Below are 20,701 nucleotides of genomic sequence, written 5' to 3' on the forward strand. Positions count from 1 at the left end.
AAGGTTCGCAAGGCGCACGGCGACAAGGTCGTCCTCGACAATGTGACGCTGAACTTCCTTCCCGGCGCCAAGATCGGTGTCGTCGGCCCGAACGGCGCGGGTAAGTCCAGCGTGCTGAAGATCATGGCCGGTCTGGATCAGCCGAACAACGGCGAGGCGTTCCTCGCGCCCGGCGCCACCGTCGGCATCCTGCAGCAGGAACCGCCGCTCAACGAGGAGAAGACCGTCCGCGGCAACGTGGAAGAGGGCCTCGGGGAGATCAAGGTCAAGCTGGACCGGTTCAACGAGATCGCCGAACTGATGGCCACCGACTACTCCGACGAGCTCATGGACGAGATGGGCAAGCTGCAGGAGGAGCTCGACCACGCCGACGCCTGGGACCTGGACTCCCAGCTCGAGCAGGCCATGGACGCGCTGCGCTGCCCGCCGCCGGACGAGCCGGTGGTCAACCTCTCCGGTGGTGAGCGCCGCCGGGTCGCACTGTGCAAGCTGCTGCTGAGCAAGCCCGACCTGCTGCTGCTCGACGAGCCGACCAACCACCTCGACGCCGAGTCGGTGCTCTGGCTCGAGCAGTTCCTCGCCTCCTACCCGGGCGCCGTGCTGGCCGTCACCCACGACCGGTACTTCCTGGACAACGTCGCGCAGTGGATCCTCGAGCTCGACCGCGGCCGCACCTTCCCCTACGAGGGCAACTACTCCACCTACCTGGAGAAGAAGGCCGAGCGCCTCGAGGTGCAGGGCAAGAAGGACCAGAAGCTGCAGAAGCGCCTCAAGGAGGAGCTGGCCTGGGTCCGCTCCGGCGCGAAGGCCCGGCAGGCCAAGAACAAGGCCCGCCTCGGCCGCTACGAGGAGATGGCCGCGGAGGCCGAGAAGATGCGGAAGCTGGACTTCGAGGAGATCCAGATCCCCGCGGGTCCGCGCCTCGGCAACGTCGTGGTCGAGGTCGAGCACCTGGACAAGGGCTTCGGCGACCGCCAGCTGATCAAGGACCTGTCGTTCACGCTGCCGCGCAACGGCATCGTCGGCGTCATCGGCCCGAACGGTGTCGGCAAGTCGACGCTGTTCAAGACCATCGTCGGTCTCGAGCAGCCCGACAGCGGCACCGTCCGCGTCGGCGAGACGGTCAAGCTCAGCTACGTCGACCAGAACCGCGCGGGCATCGACCCGAACAAGACGGTCTGGCAGGTGGTCTCCGACGGGCTGGACTTCATCCAGGTCGGCAACGTGGAAATGCCCTCGCGGGCCTACGTGTCGGCGTTCGGTTTCAAGGGCCCGGACCAGCAGAAGCCGGCCGGTGTGCTCTCCGGTGGTGAGCGCAACCGCCTGAACCTGGCGCTGACCCTCAAGCAGGGCGGCAACCTGATCCTGCTCGACGAGCCGACCAACGACCTCGACGTCGAGACCCTGAGCTCGCTGGAGAACGCGCTGGAGAACTTCGCGGGCTGCTCGGTGGTCATCTCCCACGACCGCTGGTTCCTCGACCGGACCTGCACCCACATCCTCGCGTGGGAGGGCGACGACGACAACGAAGCCAAGTGGTTCTGGTTCGAGGGCAACTTCGAGGCCTACGAGGCCAACAAGATCGATCGCCTCGGCGCCGAGGCGGCGCGCCCGCACCGGGTGACCCACCGCAAGCTCACCCGCGACTGACGCACGGTTGCCGACGCCGCCCGCGTCCCCGCTCCGGGGACGCGGGCGGCGCCGTCTCCACGGCCGGAAGCCGGTGGGGGACAGCGTCTCCGGGCGGCGCGGGCGGGACCGTCCCCGGCGGGTTGCCAGGAGGTGTCCGGCCGGTGTTCCGGGCGGCGCGCGACGTTCATCGCGACCCGCCGCGGGACACGCGAAGTTACCCGCGCGGCAAGCTGCCGAACCATCGGCAAGTCCCCTGATCTCGGACTAGTGTCGGTTTCGCGTCACCTTTATACGGAGCCGAAGCGGAACCGAATCCTTGGGAGTGGACGGAAAATGACGGTCTCGTCGGAATTGTCCAGCGCGGCGTGGGCGGCGGGTCTGCCGCAACCTCTGCGCGGGGAACTCGCCACCCTCGAGGAGGCCTATTTCCGACACGTGGACGCCGGCGACGTGGACTGCACGATCACCGGCATCACCCAGATCTTCCGCCGCCACCTCGAACTGGCCTCCGTCCGTCCCAAGGGCAGGGCGCTGGTCCGGGTGCACCACCCGGACGACGGCACCGGCCTCGGGACCGCGGTCCAGCTGGTCACCGACGACATGGCCCTGCTGGTCGAGTCGGTCACCGCCGCGCTCAATCGTGCCCAGGTCTCGGTCACCGAGGTCATCCACCCGATCTTCGAGGTCATCCGGGATCCGAACGGGAAGCTGGTCTCCGCCGCGCCGCACGAGGTCGACGGCAACGGCGCCGTCGGGCTGGCCGAGTCCTGGATGCACCTGCAGCTGCACCCCTCTACCGGCCGCGACACCCTCGACGAACTGACCGCCACGCTCACCGAGGTCATCGCCGACGTCCGCCAGGTCATCGACGACACCGAGGACATGGTGCGCGTCCAGTCGGCGCTGGCCGACCGGCTCGACCGCTCCGCCGAGGGCCCGGCCGCGCCGTTCCCCGCGCGCGACCTGGCCGAGTGCGCCGAGTTGCTGCGCTGGCTGGCCGACGGCAACTTCACCCTGCTCGGGTACGCGCGCTACCGCCGCGACCAGGTCGGCGGGCACACCGTCTCCAGCGCCGTCGAGGACAGCGCGCTGGGCGTGCTGCGCCCGGGTATCGGCACCGACTTCCAGGTGCCGATCAACGGCGAGGACCGCCCGCTGCTGCTGCTCACCCAGGGCCTGGTCCGGGCGACCGTGCACCGCTCGGTGTATCCGTACTTCGTCGGCGTCGCCGACGTGGACGACGAGGGTGCCGTGGCCGGGGTGCACCTGTTCATCGGGGTGTTCACCGTCAGCGCCGTGCACGAGAACGTGCTCGACATCCCGGTCATCAACACCCGGGTGCGCGCGGCCATCGAGGCCGCGGGCTTCGACCTGGACTCCTTCTCCGGGCAGGCCATGCTCGAGGTGATCGAGTCCTTCCCGCGCACCGAGCTGTTCTCCGGCGACCTGGCCACCATGCGCCGCACGGCGGTCGCGGTGCTCGGGGTGGGGCTGCGCCGCCAGGTGCGGCTGTTCCTGCGCTCGGACTCCTACGGCCGGTTCGTGGCGTGCATGGTGTACCTGCCGCGCGACCGCTACACCACCGCGGTCCGGCTCGAGATGCAGGACATCCTGGTCCGCGAGCTGGGCGGCACCGACATCGACTACTCGGCGCGGGTCAGCGAGAGCGAGCTCGCCAGCGTCTACTTCACGGTCATGCTGACCACCGAGCACGGCGCGCCGACCCCGGACACCTCCGAGGAGAACCGGCTGCGGATCCAGGCCCTGCTCGACGCGGCCAGCCACACCTGGGCCGATCGCATCGAGAGCGAACTCGCGGACTCCGCCGCGCTCGATCCCGGCGTGGTCGCGCGCTACTCCGAGGCGTTCCCGGAGAGCTACAAGGAGGACTTCACCCCGGCCCGCGGGCTGGAGGACATCAACCGGGTGGAGCGGCTCGGCGCGGGCGGCATCGGCCAATTCCTGTACCGCACCGCCGATTCCGCGCCCGGCGCGTGGCGGTTCAGTCTCTACATCGCGGGCGGCGCGGTGTCGCTGAGCCAGGTGCTCCCCGTGTTGCAGAGCCTGGGTGTCGAGGTCGTCGACGAGCGGCCGTATCGGCTCGAGCTCGACACCGAGCACTGGATCTACGACTTCGGGCTGCAAGCGCGGCCCGACCTGCTGCGCAATCCGCTGGTCGCGGAGCTGGACGCGGGCCTGCTCGCCCCCACCGAGGACACCGACGCCCTGCGCGCCCACGTCACCGACGCCTTCGAAGCGGTCTGGTACGACCGTGCCGAAGCCGACGGACTCAACGAGCTGGTGCTGCGGGCCGGGCTCGGCTGGCGCTCGGTCTCCATCCTGCGCGCCTACGCGAAATACCTCCAGCAAGCGGGATTCCCGTACAGCCAGGTCAACATCGCCCGCGTGCTGCTCGCCCACCCGGAGGTGGCGCGGCAGTTCGTCGAACTGTTCGCCGCCCGGTTCGACCCCGACACCGTCTCGCCCGAGCGCGCGGAGGACCTCGAGACCCGCGTGCGCGCCGGGATCGACGAGGTCGTCAGCATGGACGCCGACCGCATCCTGCGCGCCATCCTCGGCCTGATCAAGGCGACCCTGCGCACCAACTACTACGTCGTCGACGCCGAGGGCCGCCCGCGCGACTACCTGTCGTTCAAGGTCGAACCGCGCGAGATCGCCGAACTGCCCAAGCCTCGGCCACAATTCGAGATCTTCGTCTACTCGCCCCGGGTCGAGGGCGTGCACCTGCGCTTCGGCGCGGTGGCCCGCGGCGGCCTGCGCTGGTCGGACCGCCTCGAGGACTTCCGCACCGAGATCCTCGGCCTGGTGAAGGCGCAGGCGGTGAAGAACGCGGTCATCGTGCCGGTCGGCGCCAAGGGCGGATTCGTGGTCAAGCGCCCGCCGGTGGTCACCGGCGACGCGGCCGCGGACCGGCAGGCGCTCGGCGCCGAGGGCGTGGCCTGCTACCGCATGTTCATCTCCGGCCTGCTCGACATCACCGACAACGTCGACCTTGCGGGCGGCGCCGTGCTCCCGCCCGCCCGCGTCGTGCGGCGCGACGGCGACGACACCTACCTCGTCGTCGCCGCCGACAAGGGCACCGCGACGTTCTCCGACATCGCCAACGACGTGGCCAAGTCCTACGGCTTCTGGCTCGGCGACGCCTTCGCCTCGGGCGGCTCGGCCGGCTACGACCACAAGGCCATGGGCATCACCGCCAAGGGCGCCTGGGAGGCGGTCAAGCGGCACTTCCGGGAAATGGACATCGACACCCAGACCCAGGACTTCACCGTCGTCGGCGTCGGCGACATGAGCGGCGACGTCTTCGGCAACGGCATGCTGCTCTCCGAACACATCCGCCTGGTCGCCGCGTTCGACCACCGCCACATCTTCCTCGATCCCGATCCCGACGCGGCCACCTCCTACGCCGAACGGGCGCGGCTGTTCGCCCTGCCCCGGTCGTCGTGGGCCGACTACGACCGCTCGCTGATCAGCGCGGGCGGCGGGGTGTTCGAGCGGACGGTGAAGTCGGTGCCGCTGAGCCCGCAGGCCCGCGCCGCGCTCGGCCTGCCGGACTCGGTGCAGGCGCTGTCGCCGCCGGAACTGGTGCGCGCGATCCTGCTCGCGCCGGTGCAGCTGCTGTGGAACGGCGGTATCGGCACCTATGTCAAGGCGAGCACCGAGACCAACGCCGAGGTGGGCGACAAGTCCAACGACGCGGTCCGGGTCGACGGCAAGCAGATGCGGGTGCGGGTGATCGGCGAGGGCGGCAACCTCGGCGTCACCGCGCTCGGCCGGATCGAGTTCTGCCGCAACGGCGGCAAGATGAACACCGACGCCCTGGACAACTCCGCGGGCGTGGACTGCTCCGACCACGAGGTCAACATCAAGGTGCTGCTCGACGGCGTGGTCAGCGGCGGGGAGCTGGCCGCCGAGGACCGCAACCCGCTGCTGGCCTCGATGACCGACGAGGTCGCGCGGATGGTGCTGCGCGACAACGTCGACCAGAACACCGTCATGGGCATCTCGCGCACCGACGCCCCGAAGATGCTCAGCGTCCACCAGCGCGTCATCGACGACCTCGAGCAGCGCCGCGGCCTGGACCGCGAGCTCGAGGCCCTGCCCTCGGACGCCGAGATCGCGCGCCGCGCCGACGAGGGCTCCGGCCTGACGTCCCCCGAGCTGGCGAACCTGCTCGCCCACGTCAAGCTGTGCCTCAAGGCCGACCTGCTGGCCACCGACCTGCCCGACAGCGCCTACTTCGCCCGGCGGCTGCCCGACTACTTCCCGACGCCGCTGCGGGAGCGGTACGCGCCCGCGATCAAACGGCACCGGCTGCGCCGCGAGATCGTCACCACGATGATCGTCAACGAGATGGTCGACTACGGCGGCATCACCTACGCGCACCGGCTCAACGAGGAGGTCGGCGCGGGCAGCACCGACGCGGTGCGCGCCTTCGCCGCCGCCACCGAGATCTTCGGGCTGCACGACATGTGGGCGCGCATCCGCGGCGCCGACGCCCCGACCCGCGTGCGCGACCTGCTGGAACTCGAGTCCAAGCGCACCCTGGACCGGGCCTCGCGCTGGCTGCTGAGCAACCGGCCGCAGCCGGTCGCCGTCGGCGCCGAGATCAACCGCTACCACCGGCGGGTGCAGGAACTGGCCCCGCAGGTGCCGGGCTGGCTGCGCGGGCACCACGTCACCACGCTCACCGAGCAGGCCGCCCAGCTCATCGCCGACGGGGCGCCGACCGACCTGGCCACCGAGGTGTTCGGGCTGCTCAACGTGTTCTCGCTGCTCGACGTGGTCGACATCGCCGAGATCGCCGACCGCGACGGCGCCGAGGTGGGCGCGCTGTACTACGCGCTCAACGACCACCTGCGCATCGACTGGCTGCTGGAGGCGGTCAGCCACCTCGAACGCGGCGACCGCTGGCACGCGCTGGCCCGGCTCGCGCTGCGCGACGACATGTACGGTTCGCTGCGCTCGCTGACCCTCGATGTGCTCTCCGCCGGTGACCCGGAGGAAACCGCCGACGAGAAAATTGCATACTGGGAGTCGAAGAACCAGTCCCGGCTGGGACGCGCCCGCGCGTCGCTGTCGGAGCTGTTCGAGTCCGGGACCCACGACCTCGCCACACTGTCGGTCGCCGCGCGACAGGTGCGGAGCATGGTGAGCGGGGTGGGCGCCCAATCGGAGGTACCACGGTGACGAGCTCGCCGGACACCGCGGCCGTACCCGCGTCGCACCTGCTGCTACCCCGGCGTTTTCACGCCAAGGTGGAGATCCGCTGGTCGGACATGGACGTCTTCCAGCACGTCAACCACGCCCGCATGGTGACGCTGCTGGAGGAGGCCCGCATCCCCTGGCTGTTCGAGGAGGGCAGGCCGACCGCGTCCATGGGACGGCAGGGCTGTGTGCTGGTCGATCTGCACGTCCGGTACCGCGGGCAGTTGCGGCACGAGGACACCCCGCTCGACATCGCCATGTGGGTGAAGAAGCTGCGCGCGGTGGACTTCACCATCGGCTACGAGGTCCGGCCGAACGGGGCGCCGGAGGACTCGGCGCCCGCGGTCATGGCCACCACCCAGCTCGCGGCCTTCGACATCGAGACCCAGCGGCTGCGGCGGCTCAGCGACACCGAGCGCGACTACCTGGCCGAGTGGCTGGCCTGATCCGGTGACGCTCGACCAGCGGGTGCTGCACGTGCCCGACCCCGCCGAGCGGGAGAACCTGATCACGTTCCTGAGCCGGGCCGTCCGGCTCGACCCCGCCGTGGTCGTGCGGTTGCGCCGGCGCGGGTCGAGCCTCGTCTCGGCCTGGGCCGCCACCGGTTTCGAGACCCTCGCGGTGCGCACCGTGACCGCCGAACTCGGCGTCGACGACGTGACCGCCGGCGCGGACACCCTGCTGGCCGGGTTGCGCAGCGGCCATCCGGTCGACCTCGGCTATTCGCTCGACTCGGCCTGGCGCGGCGCCCTGCCGCCGCTCGAGGGGTTCGTCCACGTCGAGGACGTGCCCGCCCGCGCCCTGGTCGAGCTGGCCGAGCGGGGGACCGAGGTGGCCCGCGAGCACGGTTCGAGCCACGGCCCGCCCGCCTCGCTGCTCGACCAGCCGGTCCTCACCGTCACCGGGGCGGACGAGCGCACCGTGCAGGTGCCGCTGCGCGTCGTGTTCGCGCTCACCGCCATGGACTTCATCCCGCACAGCGGGGAGAAGGCCGAGTCGCGGCGCATCGCGGCCACCGAACTGGTCCGGGTGCGCGCGACCCGCACCTGGCTGCGGCTGGACGCGCGGTACGGGTCGGTGGCGCGCCGGATCGGCGGCGGTATCCCGTTGTCGCCGGGCTGAGTTCGCCGACGGGCGCGCCCCGGTTCAGGCGATGCCGGCGAGCCGCAGCGCGGCCGTGGTGAGCGCGGCCGCGACCACGGCCAGCAGCAGGGGGCGCCGGAACCAGGCGAGTACCCCGCCCACGACGACTCCGGCGGGCAGCGCGACCCCGAAGTCGCCGCTGCCCGCAGGCAGGGTGGTGGTCGCGACGAGGGCGGCCAGCAGGACCAGGGCGCCGGTCTCCAGCAGGCCGGTCACCCGGGCGGGGAGCCGCAACCGGGTGCGCAGCGCCGGGCCCGCCCAGCGCAGCGCGTAGGTGCCCGCGGCCAGCGCCAGCATCGAGGCGATCAGCATGCCGGTCGCTCGGCGGCGGGCGGGCGGGCGAAGAGCAGTCCCGTCAGCGCCAGCAGGATCGGCACGCCCGCGGGGACGACGGGGGAGACCGCGACGGCGACCGCAGCGCCGATCAGCACCGGGCGCAGGGTGGCGCGGTCGGCCAGCGCGGGCAGGATCAACGCCAGCAGGATGACGGGGAAGACCGCGTCGAGGCCGAGCGCGTGGGTGTCGGGGACCAGGGAGCCGAGGACCGCGCCGAGGGCGGCGCCCAGGGGCCAGCACAGGGCGACGCCGATGCCGCACGCCCAGTAGGCCGCCCGTTTGCGGTCGGGTGCGCCGGGCGCCTGGGCGAACGCGACCGATTCGTCGTTGAGGACGTGGATGCCCAGCATCCGGCGCCAGCCGCGGCCGAAGACCTCCGGCGCGGACAGGCCGTAGGGCAGGTGCCGTGCGTTGAGCAGCAGGCCGGCGGCGACGGCGGCCAGCGGGCTGCCGCCCGCCGCGACGATGCCGAAGAACAGCAGCTCGGAGCCGCCCGCGAGCACCGTCACCGCCATGACCACCGGCATCCACACCGGGAATCCGGAGGCGATGGTCGACGCGCCGTAGGACACACCGAAGACGCCGACGGCGAAGCAGGCCGCGGCGATGGCGGTGACGGTCCGCCGATCGAGTGTTCTCCATATCGAACGCATGTTTCTTATAATGAACACCCGGGCTGGGTAAAGTCAACGCGATTCCGCTCTGTAGCCAGGAGGCGCGCATGGATCGCCAGGATCCCACCGACGGTCCGCCGCGCGAGGTCATCGCGGCCGCGCTGCGCCGCGAACGGGAACGCGCCGGCCTGTCGCTGACCGAGGTCGCCGGACGCGCGGGGGTCGCGAAATCGACACTGTCGCAACTGGAATCGGGCACGGGCAACCCCAGCCTGGAGACGCTGTGGGCGCTGTGCGTCGCCCTGGACATGCCCTTCTCCCGGCTGCTCGACCCGCCCCGGCCCAGCGTGCAGGTCATCCGGGCCGAGGAGGGGACGCCGGTGCCGTCGGCCGACGCCGACTATCGCGTCACACTGCTGGCGGCGGGCCAGTCGCACACGCGCTGCGACGTCTACCGCGTCGCCGCCGAGCCGGGACACGTCCGCCGATCCGACCCGCACACCCCCGGCGTGGTCGAGCACGTGGTGCTCGCGGCCGGGCGCGCGCTGGCGGGCCCGGCCGACGAACCGGTGGAGATGCTGCCCGGCGACTACATCCGCTACCTCGGCGACCGCCCGCACGTCTTCGAAGCCCTGGAACCGGGCACGCGGGCGACGATGGTCATCGAGACGGAGTGATCAGGCCGCGCCCTCGCCCAGGTACTGCAGCCAGACCGGATCCAGGTCCGCGGTGGTCGACAGCAGCCGCCAGTGCGGGCCCTTGGGCGAGACCAGCGGGGAGCGCAGCGTCCAGCCCAGCTCGGTGAGCAGCTTGTCGGCCTTGCGATGGTTGCAGGGCGCGCAGCTGGCCACGCAGTTCTCCCACGAATGCTCCCCGCCGCGGCTGCGCGGGATGACGTGGTCGATGGTCTCCGCCTTGCCGCCGCAGTAGCCGCAGCGGTAGCGGTCGCGGTGCATGAGCGCGGCCCGGGTCATCGGTACCCGGGCGCGATAGGGCACGCGGACGTAGGTCCGCAGGCGGATGACCGAGGGGATGGCGACCTGGGAACCGGCCGAATGCAGGACCGGGCCGCCGGGGTCGTCGTGGACGGCGTCGGCCTTGTCGCAGATGAGCAGGACCACGGCGCGGCGGGCGGACAGCGCGGTCAGCGGTTCGTAGGTGGCGTTGAGGAGCAGGACCCGGCGCTTGCGCCAGGCCGCGGCGTCGTGATCGGTGTGCAGCGCGGGGTGGTGCGGCTCGTGGTGCGCGGTGGAGCCCGGATAGTGGTCGGACAAGATGTGCAGCGGAGTAGCCCCCGACCCACGGTTGTGGACGTCGGCGGGCTGGAGTTGTCGGTGCCCACGCCCCTCGGGGGAGCGTGCGCCGGGGCGCTGCTTCATCGTGACCTCGATTTCATGATTGGCAGGATCATGTGGTATCCGGGTCGATACTGCCACCCAGTTGACCATGGAATCCGGAGTTGCGCACGACAAATTTCGACAATGTCCGGTGAACTGTGGTTGAAGGGCCGCTGGTTCGTGACCGCCGATCGGGCACGGCACAATGGGGTGCATGACTTCGGGTGAGCAGACCGCTACGTCGTTCTACGACGCCGTCGGCGGGGCCGAGACGTTCCGCCGCATCGTGTCCGTCTTCTACCGCGAGGTCGCCGCCGACGAGATCCTGCGCCCGATGTACCCGGAGGAGGATCTGGGTCCGGCCGAGCGCAGGCTGCGCATGTTCCTGGAGCAGTACTGGGGTGGCCCGCGGACCTACTCCGACGAACGGGGGCATCCGCGGCTGCGGATGCGGCACCATCCCTTCGTCATCGGGCCCCTCGAGCGCGATGCCTGGCTGCGGTGCATGCGGATCGCCGTGGCCGAGATCGAGCCGTCCGTGCTCGACGACGTCCACCGCAAGGCCCTGCTCGACTACTTCGAGATGGCCGCCGCCTCGCTGCAGAACGCCAACGGCTGACCGGCGGGCTGCCCCCGGTTCGCTGATGACGGGCGCGCGGCGCGCGGGTTTCCCCGGTGCGGCGTGTTTTACGCCGAGGTTTCGGCACCGGCGTGGCGCGCGCTGGCGATTTGCCGAATCGGAGGAAATCGCGCCGGCGGAGGAATATCCCGGGCGGAGTTTGGCAATATTGGCCGTGTGACACAGACACCTGCCTCGCCGGTGCCGGGGGAAGAGCGCACCGATCCGTGGTGGAAATCCGCCGTGTTCTACCAGGTCTATCCACGATCGTTCGCCGACGCGAACGGTGACGGCGTCGGCGACCTCCGGGGCGTCCGGGAGAAGATCGGCTACCTCGAGCTACTCGGCGTCGACGCCCTGTGGATCTGTCCGGTCATGCGCTCGCCCCAGGCCGACGGCGGCTACGACGTGGCCGACCCGCGCGACATCGACCCGCTGTTCGGCGGCATCGAGGCCTTCGACGAGCTCCTCGCCGAGGCGCACGACCGCGACATCAAGGTCACCATGGACCTGGTGCCCAATCACACCAGCGTCGAGCACCCCTGGTTCGCCGCCGCCCTGGAGGCCGCCCCGGGCAGCCCCGAACGGGCCCGCTACATCTTCCGCGACGGCCGCGGGCCCGGCGGGGACGAGCCGCCCAACAACTGGCCGAGCATCTTCGGCGGCCCGGCCTGGACCCGGGTCACCGAGGCCGACGGGTCGCCCGGCCAGTGGTACCTGCACATCTTCGCGCGCGAACAGCCCGACCTGAACTGGGACAACCCGGAGGTCGCCGCCGATTTCGAGAAGACCCTGCGCTTCTGGCTCGACCGGGGCGTCGACGGGTTCCGCATCGACGTCGCCCACGGCATGGCCAAGCCGGAGGGGCTGCCGGACATGGCGAACCTGCCGACCAAGCTGCTGGTCAACGACGACGACGATCCCCGCTTCGACAATCCGGGCGTGCACGCCATCCACCGCCGCATCCGCGCGGTGCTCGACGACTACCCGCACGCGGTCGCCATCGGCGAGGTGTGGGTCGACGACAACGTCCGCTTCGGCGACTACGTGCGCCCGGACGAACTGCACCTGGCCTTCAACTTCCGGCTGGCCGAGACCCCGTTCACCGCCGAGGGCGTGCGCGAGGCGATCACCCAGTCCCTGGCCGCGGTCGCGGGGGTGGCCGCGCCGCCGACGTGGACTCTGTCCAACCACGACATCGCCCGCGAGGTGACCCGCTACGGCGGCGGGCCCGTCGGCCTGGCGCGGGCGCGGGCCATGGCGCTGGTCGAGCTGGCGCTGCCGGGGGCGGTGTTCGTCTACAACGGCGCCGAGCTCGGCCTTCCCAACGTCGACGACCTGCCCGAGGAGGTCCTCCAGGACCCGACGTGGGAGCGGTCCGGACGCACCGAGCGCGGCCGCGACGGGTGCCGGGTGCCGATCCCCTGGGAGGGGAGCGCGCCGCCGTTCGGGTTCACCTCCGGGCCCGCGTCGTGGTTGCCGATCCCGGCGGACTGGGCCGACCGGACCGTCGAGGCGCAGCTGGAGACCGTGGCCTCGACGCTGTCGCTGTATCGTCTCGCCATCGAATTGCGCGGCACCCGAAGCGAATTCGGCGGCGACCGGATCGAGTGGTACGGCAGCCCGGCGGGCGCGCTCGCCTTCCGGCGGCCGGGCGGGCTGATCTGCGTGCTCAACGCCTCCGACGGCCCGATCCAGCTGCCGCCGGGACAGGTGCTGCTCGCCAGCGCCCCCGTCGGCGACGAGCTGCTGCCCGCGAACGCGGCGGCCTGGCTGATCTGAGGGGGCTCGACACGCCCCGAGGGCTCGGCCGGTGGATGAACTACTACACGCCATCGTCTACCGTTGGGCTGTGAGCATTCTCGAGACAGTGCTGATCTTCGTCGGCATTCCGGGCGCGATCTACTTCGCGATCGCGGGTTTGTCGTACCTCGGTAAGCAGTACCCCGGCGACAAGCCGGCCCACTTCGAGCTCGGGCAGAAGTGGACCCACTCGCCGGTGCTGTGGAGCGCTACCGACGAGGTGACCGCCGCGAGCGGTCACCACCACGGGTCGCATGACGATCATGCGGCCATCGAATCTGGCGCGGAGCTGATCGGAGGCCGGGCAAGTGGCAAGTTCTAATTGGCCTGCGGTGGTCGAGGCCGACCTCCCGCACGGGGCCGCGCTGACCAGCAGCGGTCGCGTGTCGGCGGTGCACGAGCCGGGCACCGTGTTCGACGAGGTGCCCTTCACCGACTTCGAGCGCATCCGCCTGGACAACGCGCTCACCGAGGCGACCCGCGCCACCAAGGTGCGGTTCAACGTGTACCTCGGTGACCTGGGCAACGACCCGGCCGCGGGCGCCGACGCGCTGCTGGCGAACACCCCGGAGGGCGCCGCCTCGGTGCTCATCGCGGTCTCGCCGAACCAGCGCGCCATCGAGGTCCGCTCCGGCAAGGACGTCGCCGACCGCGCCGACGACCGGATCTGCCAGCTCGGCGTCACCGCCGCCCTGGCGTCGTTCCGCCAGGGCAACCTGATCGACGGCCTGATCTCCGCGCTGCGCGTGATGTCCGCGTCGATCGGCCGCTGAACCACCGCTCACCGATCCACGCGACGGGGCGTCCCTCCTGCACGGAGGGGCGCCCCGTTCGCGTGTCCGGGGCGGGCGCGCGAATGCCGCGGCGCGCCTTGGTGGTCGGGCGTTCGGGGCGCCCGGGGGATCCGGGCGAAAAAAGTTTCGGAAACCGGGAATCAGCGCGTCCCCGCTAACCGTTCAACAGTTCAACAACGGTTAGTGACGGCCCCCGGGCCCTCACGGGAGTCAGGGGTTCGCCGATGACCGGACACTATGCGCAGGTCGCGTTCACGCCGCTGGTGCGCGCCCACCAGGAGGCGCACGGCAGCGCGCGCTCCTACGAGCGGATGGCCCGGGTGCCCGAGGCCCCCGACACGCTCGGCGCCGCCGAGACCGACTTCCTCGCCGGTCGGGACAGCTTCTTCCTCGCCACCGTGGGCGAGACGGGCTGGCCCTACATCCAGCACCGGGGCGGCCCGGCCGGGTTCCTGCGGGTCCTCGGTCCGCGCACCCTCGGATTCGCCGACTTCCGCGGCAACAAGCAGTACATCAGCCGCGGCAATCTCGACCACGACGACCGGGTCTCGCTGTTCGTCGTCGACTATCCGACCCGGACCCGGCTCAAGATCTTCGGCCGCGCCCGCGTGGTCGAGCCCGAGGCCGACGCGGAACTGGTCGCCGCGCTGACGATGCCCGGGTATCCGGCCCGCGTCGAACGGGCGGTGCTGATCGAGGTCGAGGCGTTCGACTGGAACTGCCACCAGCACATCCCCGAGCTGTATCCGCGCGAGGCGGTGGCCGCGGCCCTCGACTCGCTGCGGGAACGGATCGGGGACCTCGAGCGCGAGAACGCGCGCCTGCGCGAGGCGCTCCCGCCCGCCTGAGTTCCCCGCGACGAACCGGGGCACGGACGCCGCGTCCGGCCGTGGCCGTCGCGCGCCCACCTGTAACCATTGAAATGCATTTAGACAGTTAGGACAGCGGACATGCGGCGCGAGCACCTCGCCTGGGCCGGACTGGCGGCGATGACCGTCTCCTTCGGGCTGAACTTCACCATGGGCGTCTTCTTCGCCCCCACCGCCGCGGCCTACGGGGTGTCGGCGACCGCGCTGACGGTGGCCGCCGCGCTCGGCACCACCGTCACCGGCCTGGCCCAGCAGGGCATCGGCAGGCTGCTCGACCTGCTCGGCCCGCGGATCGTGCTGATCGGCGGGCTGACCCTGATCTCCGGCAGCTACCTGACGCTGGCGACGGTCACCGAGACCTGGCAGTTCGTCGCGGCCTACATGATCCTGGGCGGGCTGGGATTCGCGTCCTCGTCCACCCTGACGGTGACCACCCTGCTCGGCCGGGCGGTCGGCCCGCAGGTGGGCCCGGCCATGGCGCGCGCCGCCATCGGCATCAACCTCGGCCAGCTGATCACGCCCTGGGCGGCCACCCTGCTGTTCGAACCCGTCGGCGTCCGCGGCACGTTCGCGCTGCTGGGCGGCGTCGGGCTGGCGGTGACCGCGCTGCTGTGGCTGCTCCTGCCCGCCGACGGCCGACTCGCCGCCTCCCCGGGGGCCGGGGAATCGCTGGCGGACCGGCGCCGGGTCCTGATCTCGTTCGGCCTGCACGCCGCGACGCTCTACGTGCTGGTGCTCATGCTGCCCCGCCACGCCGTCGAGCTGGGCTGGTCGGTGGCGGCCGCCGGCAGGCTGGTCGCGCTCGCCGCCCTCAGCGCGGGCCTGACCTCGGCCGCGATGGTGCCGCTGCTGCGCGCGCACACCCCCGAGCGCCTGCTGCGCGTGCTCTTCGGCGTGCGGCTGGTCGCCCTGCTGCTCGCCGTCCTCGTGCCGGGGCACCTGGCGCTGATCGCGGTCGCGATCCTGTTCGGCATCGCCTCGTTCCCGGTGATCCCGCTGACCATGGCGATCCTGTCGCGCGGACTCGATCCCGCCCGCATGGGCCGCACCCTTGCCCCGGCGTGGGTCGTCCACCAGCTGGCGGCCGCGGCCGGTCTCGCGGTGGCCACCGTGGTGCACGCCCTCACCGACAGCTACCGCGGCTACTTCGCCCTGACCATCGCCTTCACCGTCGCCGCCGCCGTGCTCGTCGCCCCGGCCCGGCGCCCGCGCGCGGCCGCGGCCCCGGCCGTGGCCCTCCGCGCCTCCTGACCCGCCCCCGCCGCCGGCGGACCCGGCACCGAACCCGACAAACCCCGGCGCCCGCCGGGACCACACCGAGGAGAGAAGATGTCCGCGAACACCACCCGCCACCGCACCGCCGAGATCGCCGGGCAGTCCGTGTTCTACCGCGAGGCAGGCGACCCCGCCAAGCCGACCCTGGTCCTGCTGCACGGATTCCCGACCAGCTCGGCCATGTTCCGCGACCTGCTGCCCGCCCTCGCCGACGACTACCACCTGATCGCCCCCGACCACATCGGCTTCGGCCACTCCTCCATGCCCACGGTCGACGAATTCGACTACAGCTTCGAGCATCTCACCGAGATCACGCTCGGCCTGCTCGCGCACCTCGGCATCGATCGCTTCGCCCTCTACATCCAGGACTACGGCGCCCCGATCGGGCTGCGCATCGCGTCCCGCGAGCCGGAGCGGGTCACGGCGATCATCACCCAGAGCGGCAACGCCTACCTCGAGGGTTTCACCCCGTTCTGGGACGTGCTCTTCGCGCACGCGAAGGACCGCGCCGCCAACGAGGCGCAGGTGCGCACCCTGCTCGAGGCCCCGGCGACGCGGTGGCAGTACGAGCACGGCGTGCCCGCCGACCGCCTCGATCGCCTCAGCCCCGACACCTGGACCCTGGACCAGGCCCGGCTGGACCGGCCGGGCAACAAGGAGATCCAGCTCCAGCTGTTCTGGGACTACCAGTTCAACCTCGACGGCTACCCGGCCTTCCAGGAGTACTTCGCGCGGTACCGCCCGCCGGTGCTGATCGCGTGGGGCGAGCACGACGAGATCTTCGGCGCCGAGGGGGCGCGCGCCTACCTGCGCGACCTGCCCGACGCCGAGCTCCACCTGCTCGACGCGGGCCACTTCGCGCTCGAGACCCACGGCGAGGAGATCGCCGCGCTGATCCGCGACTTCCTCGGCCGCGTCCTGCGCTGAATCCGCCGGGCCGCCGCGCGTGCACCCACCGCGCGGCGGACCCGCCGCATTCCGGTCACGGTGATCCGAAGGGTTCAGCCAGGTCAGCGGGGGCGGCGATACTGCGAGGCGTTCCGTTTCCGTCCCAGGAGAACCATGACTCTCGCGATCGGCAGGCGCACTGCCACCGAGTCCGCCACCGCGGGCCCGGCGCCGCGGCGCGCGTGGCGGCGACTGCCGGCGACCCCGGCGCTGTTGCGCTCGCTGACCCCACTGGCCCTGCTGCTGGCCTGGCAGGTCGGCAGCGAGACCGGCGCGCTCTCCGAGCGCATCCTGCCCGCGCCCTCGGTCATCCTCGACGCGGGCCTCGAGGTCTGGCGCAGCGGCGAACTCGGTGACGCGCTGGCGGTCTCGGGGCAGCGCGTGCTGCTCGGCTTCACCCTCGGCGCCGTCGTCGCGGTGGTGGCCGCCGTCCTCGCCGCGTCCAGCCGCCTCGGCGAGTACCTCGTCGACCCGCCGATGCAGATGCTGCGCACGGTCCCGCTGTTCGGCCTGATCCCGGTGTTCATCATCTGGTTCGGCATCGACGAGCAGCCCAAGATCTTCCTCATCGCGCTCGGCGTCGCCTTCCCGCTCTACCTCAACACCTACGCGGGCATCCGACAGCTCGACCCGAAGCTCGACGAGTTGTCGCGGGTGCTCGGCCTGACCACCGCGGAGAAGCTGCGCGACATCGTCTTTCCCGGCGCGCTGCCGCACGTGCTGGTCGGGCTGCGGCAGAGCCTCGGCATCGCCTGGCTCTCGCTCATCGTGGCCGAGCAGATCAACGCCAGCGCCGGGCTCGGCTTCATCGTCAACAACGCGCGCGAATTCCTGCGCACCGACATCGTCATCTTCGGCCTGCTCGTCTACGGCCTGCTCGGGCTGATCACCGACGCCGCGGTCCGCGTGGTCGAACGCCGCGCGCTGCGCTGGAGCACGCGATGAGCGCCCCGGCGGGTCACGAAGTGGCCCGGATCCGCGGCGTCGGCAAGAGTTTCGGTGACCGCGCGGTGCTCGCGGGCGTCGACCTGGATCTGCGGCCGGGGGAGATCGTCGCGCTGGTCGGGCGCAGCGGCTCGGGCAAGTCCACCCTGCTGCGGGTGCTGGCAGGGCTCGCCGGTGAGCACGAGGGCAGCGTCTCGATCGACGGCCGGATCGCGGTGGCGTTCCAGGAGGCCCGGCTGGTGCCGTGGCTGACCGTGGCGCGCAACGTCGCGCTCGGACTGCCCGATCGCAGGCGCCGCGCCGCGGGCGGGCCGCAGGCCGAGGCGGTGCTCGCCGAGGTCGGGCTGGCGAATCGCGGTGCGGCCTGGCCGATCACGCTGTCCGGCGGGGAGGCCCAGCGGGCGGCGCTGGCCCGCGCGCTCGTCGCCGAGCCCGCGCTGCTGCTGCTCGACGAACCCTTCGGCGCGCTCGACGCGCTGACCAAGATCGCCATGCACGACCTGCTGCTCCGGCTGCACGCCGAACACGGCTTCGCCGTGCTGCTGGTGACCCACGATGTCGCCGAAGCGGTGACCCTGGCCGACCGGGTGCTCGTGCTCGACGACGGCCACCTCGCCCACGAGGTCGACATCCCCCTCGACCGCCCGCGTCGTCACGCGGGACCCGAAGGCGCCGTGTACGCGGCCCGCCTGCTCGCCCTGCTCGGCGTCGAGCAGTAGCGCTATCCCTGGAGAACCCTGTGAAGAAGTTGTTCCGTTCGGCTGCCCTCGTCCTGGCCGCCGGCCTGTCGCTCGCGGTGGCGGGTTGCGGCGGCGACGAGCCGTCGAAGGCCACCGGACCGGTGGACCTGAGCACCGTCACGCTGAAGGTCGGCGACCAGAAGGCCATCTCCATCGAGGTGCTGATGAAGGCGTCCGGCCAGCTGGAGAACCTGCCGTACAAGGTCGAGTTCTCGACCTTCACCGCGGGCCTGCCGCTGGTGGAGGCGGCCAGCGCGGGCGGCATCGACCTGGCGCAGACCGGCAACACCCCGCCCATCTTCGGCGCGGCCGCCAAGGCCGACATCAAGGTCGTCGGCGCCCTGGCCGCCACCGGCAGGGGCGACGCGATCCTGGTCGGCAAGGACTCGCCGATCGCCTCGGTCGCGGACCTGAAGGGCAAGCGGGTCGCCGTCTTCAAGGGCAGCTCGGCCAACGCGCTGCTGCTGCTGTCGCTGGAGAAGGCCGGGCTGAGCCTGAAGGACATCGAACCGGTGTACCTGTCGCCCGGCGACGGATACACCGCGCTGAAGCGGGGCGACGTACAGGCGTGGGCGATCTGGGATCCCTACACCGCCATCGCCGAGCAGGAGTCCGGCGCCAAGGCCGTCATCGCGGCCGACACCGTCTCCAACGGCAACAACTTCTGGGTCAGCGGCAACAAGGCGCTGGCCGACGCGGGCAAGTCCGAGGCCATCGCGGACTTCCTGCGCCGCTACGCCGCCGCGACCACCTGGTCGCAGAACAACGTCGCCGAGTGGAGCGCGAAGTACGCCGAGCTCACCCAGATCAGCCCCGCCGCCGCGCAGGTCACCTGGACCCGTTCGATCAAGCAGCCGATCCCGCTCACCGACGCGATCATCGCCTCCGAGCAGCAGATCGCCGACGCGTTCACCGAGGCCAAGGCCATCCCGGGCAAGGTCGAGTTCGCGACGTTCGTCGATCGGCGGTACCAGCAGTGAGCACCCTGTCGTTCCACTGGTTCCTGCCCACCTACGGCGATTCGCGCGGCCTGATCGCCGGCGGGCACGGCTCGTTCATGTCGGGCAACCGCCCGGCCAGCCTGCGCTACCTCAATCAACTGGCCGCCGCGGCCGAGGACAACGGCTTCGAGGCCGTACTCACCCCGACGGGCGCGTGGTGCGAGGACGCGTGGCTGACCACCGCCATGCTGGTCGAGACCACCGAGACCCTCGAGTTCCTGGTCGCGCTGCGGCCGGGCCTGGTCAGCCCCACGCTGACCGCGCAGATGGCCGCCACCTACCAGCGGCACTCGCGCGGCAGGCTGCTGCTGAACGTGGTCACCGGCGGTGAGCCCCGCGAACAGCAGGCCTACGGCGACTTCCTCGACAAGGAGCAGCGCTACGCGCGCACGGGCGAGTTCCTCGACGTGGTGCGGTCGCTGTGGACCTCGACCGAGCCCGTCGACTTCGAGGGCGAGCACATCCGCGTGCGCCAGGCGCTGCTGAACAACCGGCCCGACCCGGTCCCGCCGGTGTTCTTCGGCGGCTCGTCGCCCGCCGCGGGCCCGGTGGCGGCCCGCCACGCCGACACCTACCTGACCTGGGGCGAGCCCCTGGACGCCGTCGGCGCGAAACTCGACTGGATCCGCGGCCTGGCCGCCGAGGAGAACCGCGTCCTCGACTACGGCCTGCGCATCCACGTCATCAGCCGCGACACCGCCGCCGAGGCGTGGGCGGAGGCGGACAAGCTGCTCGCGGGCATCGCCCCCGGCGAGATCGAGCGGGTGCAGGCCAACCTGGCCCACAGCGAGTCCGAGGGCCAGCGCCGGATGGCCGCGCTGCACAACGGCCGCACCGACCGCCTCGAGATCGCCCCGAACCTGTGGGCGGGCGTCGGCCTGGTCCGTGGCGGCGCGGGCACCGCCCTGGTCGGCTCGCACGAGGAGGTCGCCGACCGCCTCGCCGAGTACGCCGCGCTCGGCATCGGGCACTCCGTCCTGTCCGGCTACCCCCATCTCGAGGAGGCGTACTGGTTCGGCGAGGGCGTCCTGCCGATCCTGGAACGGCGCGGCCTGTGGTCGCACCCGACCCGCGGCGCGGCCGTGGCCGCGGGCACCCCGTTCGCGTCCGCGCGCTGAAACGGCGCGGGCCGGCGCCGGCCGTGCCGCGTTGCGGCCCTGCGGGACAGCGCGATTCCCGCGAGGGCACGGCGCGGCCGGGCCGCCGGGCCGGGTAGCCTGAGCGGCGGTTCGGACTCGGCGGATGGATGGGCGAGGGGGGAGACGGCGATGCGTGCCGTTCGATGGTCGGTGCGGGGGCTGGTCGGTGTGTTGCTGCTGACCGCGGTGGGATGCGGGGCCGAGGACGCCGGGCCGCTGGACCCGGTGGTCGGCTCGGCGCCGACGGCGTTCTATTCGACGTCGCAGGAATCGCTGG

The 20,701-nt window shown here is 71.6% G+C and carries 19 protein-coding genes; 16 read left to right on the top strand and 3 right to left on the bottom strand.

The features are described from left to right. The 4 genes from ettA to ON36_RS06305 all read left to right on the top strand — a co-directional run. Positions 1-1,650: energy-dependent translational throttle protein EttA (ettA, locus tag ON36_RS06290; protein WP_043648852.1), on the top strand; the 1,650-nt coding region annotated here is incomplete at its 5' end. A 315-nt stretch (positions 1,651-1,965) separates the two neighbouring features. Then, positions 1,966-6,843: an NAD-glutamate dehydrogenase gene (locus ON36_RS06295; protein WP_043648854.1), complete on the top strand. Its 4,878-nt coding sequence runs from the start codon at positions 1,966-1,968 to the stop codon at positions 6,841-6,843. Further along, positions 6,840-7,307: an acyl-CoA thioesterase gene (locus tag ON36_RS06300; protein ID WP_373281775.1), complete on the top strand. Its 468-nt coding sequence runs from the start codon at positions 6,840-6,842 to the stop codon at positions 7,305-7,307. Before ON36_RS06295 ends, ON36_RS06300 begins: the two co-directional genes overlap by 4 nt. Positions 7,308-7,311: 4 nt before the next feature. Beyond that, entirely contained in the window at positions 7,312-7,983 is a 672-nt protein-coding gene (locus tag ON36_RS06305) for a DUF8185 domain-containing protein (RefSeq protein WP_043648857.1), read from the top strand. A gap of 24 nt (positions 7,984-8,007) precedes the next feature. Here ON36_RS06305 and ON36_RS06310 read toward each other — a convergent pair whose 3' ends face one another. Next, a complete protein-coding gene (locus ON36_RS06310) occupies positions 8,008-8,316 on the bottom strand; it encodes an AzlD domain-containing protein (protein WP_043648859.1) in 309 nt (102 codons plus the stop codon). Next, positions 8,310-8,993, bottom strand: coding sequence for an AzlC family ABC transporter permease (locus ON36_RS06315; RefSeq protein ID WP_043648862.1), 684 nt, complete (start codon positions 8,991-8,993; stop codon positions 8,310-8,312). The genes ON36_RS06310 and ON36_RS06315 overlap by 7 nt, the downstream gene beginning before the upstream one ends. A gap of 68 nt (positions 8,994-9,061) precedes the next feature. Between ON36_RS06315 and ON36_RS06320 the strand changes: the two genes are divergently transcribed. Continuing rightward, positions 9,062-9,631, top strand: a complete 570-nt coding sequence (locus ON36_RS06320) for a helix-turn-helix domain-containing protein (RefSeq protein ID WP_043648866.1) — start codon at positions 9,062-9,064, stop codon at positions 9,629-9,631. Here ON36_RS06320 and ON36_RS06325 read toward each other — a convergent pair whose 3' ends face one another. Then, positions 9,632-10,333, bottom strand: coding sequence for an HNH endonuclease (locus ON36_RS06325; RefSeq protein ID WP_174377543.1), 702 nt, complete (start codon positions 10,331-10,333; stop codon positions 9,632-9,634). It abuts the gene before it with no gap. Between the two features lie 172 nt (positions 10,334-10,505). Between ON36_RS06325 and ON36_RS06330 the strand changes: the two genes are divergently transcribed. The 11 genes from ON36_RS06330 to ON36_RS06380 all read left to right on the top strand — a co-directional run bounded on the left by ON36_RS06330 (position 10,506) and on the right by ON36_RS06380 (position 20,403). Continuing rightward, positions 10,506-10,910 (top strand): globin, encoded by a 405-nt coding sequence (locus tag ON36_RS06330; RefSeq protein WP_043648869.1) that lies wholly within the window; start codon positions 10,506-10,508, stop codon positions 10,908-10,910. Positions 10,911-11,087: 177 nt separating this feature from the next. Continuing rightward, positions 11,088-12,692, top strand: coding sequence for a glycoside hydrolase family 13 protein (locus ON36_RS06335; RefSeq protein WP_083884945.1), 1,605 nt, complete (start codon positions 11,088-11,090; stop codon positions 12,690-12,692). Between the two features lie 70 nt (positions 12,693-12,762). Further along, a complete protein-coding gene (gene ctaJ, locus ON36_RS06340) occupies positions 12,763-13,035 on the top strand; it encodes an aa3-type cytochrome oxidase subunit CtaJ (RefSeq protein WP_043648901.1) in 273 nt (90 codons plus the stop codon). Further along, positions 13,022-13,486: a DUF5130 domain-containing protein gene (locus ON36_RS06345; RefSeq protein WP_043648875.1), complete on the top strand. Its 465-nt coding sequence runs from the start codon at positions 13,022-13,024 to the stop codon at positions 13,484-13,486. The genes ctaJ and ON36_RS06345 overlap by 14 nt, the downstream gene beginning before the upstream one ends. Positions 13,487-13,731: 245 nt before the next feature. Next, the gene (locus ON36_RS06350) at positions 13,732-14,355 is read left to right on the top strand and encodes a pyridoxamine 5'-phosphate oxidase family protein (protein WP_043648878.1); all 624 of its coding nucleotides are present in this window, start codon (positions 13,732-13,734) and stop codon (positions 14,353-14,355) included. 102 nt (positions 14,356-14,457) lie between these two features. After that, positions 14,458-15,627, top strand: a complete 1,170-nt coding sequence (locus ON36_RS06355; RefSeq protein ID WP_043648881.1) for an MFS transporter — start codon at positions 14,458-14,460, stop codon at positions 15,625-15,627. A 78-nt stretch (positions 15,628-15,705) separates the two neighbouring features. Continuing rightward, positions 15,706-16,578, top strand: a complete 873-nt coding sequence (locus tag ON36_RS06360) for an alpha/beta fold hydrolase (RefSeq protein ID WP_043648883.1) — start codon at positions 15,706-15,708, stop codon at positions 16,576-16,578. A 135-nt stretch (positions 16,579-16,713) separates the two neighbouring features. Next, complete coding sequence (locus ON36_RS06365; RefSeq protein WP_043648885.1) at positions 16,714-17,544, top strand: ABC transporter permease; 831 nt, start codon at positions 16,714-16,716, stop codon at positions 17,542-17,544. Continuing rightward, positions 17,541-18,263: an ABC transporter ATP-binding protein gene (locus tag ON36_RS06370; RefSeq protein ID WP_043648888.1), complete on the top strand. Its 723-nt coding sequence runs from the start codon at positions 17,541-17,543 to the stop codon at positions 18,261-18,263. Before ON36_RS06365 ends, ON36_RS06370 begins: the two co-directional genes overlap by 4 nt. Before the next feature lie 20 nt (positions 18,264-18,283). After that, the gene (locus ON36_RS06375; RefSeq protein ID WP_043648890.1) at positions 18,284-19,264 is read left to right on the top strand and encodes an ABC transporter substrate-binding protein; all 981 of its coding nucleotides are present in this window, start codon (positions 18,284-18,286) and stop codon (positions 19,262-19,264) included. Next, complete coding sequence (locus tag ON36_RS06380; protein WP_043648893.1) at positions 19,261-20,403, top strand: LLM class flavin-dependent oxidoreductase; 1,143 nt, start codon at positions 19,261-19,263, stop codon at positions 20,401-20,403. Before ON36_RS06375 ends, ON36_RS06380 begins: the two co-directional genes overlap by 4 nt. Positions 20,404-20,701: the final 298 nt, after the last annotated feature.

It is taken from the genome of Nocardia thailandica NBRC 100428 (genome assembly GCF_000308795.1).
GTDB classification, from domain to species: Bacteria; Actinomycetota; Actinomycetes; order Mycobacteriales; family Mycobacteriaceae; genus Nocardia; species Nocardia thailandica.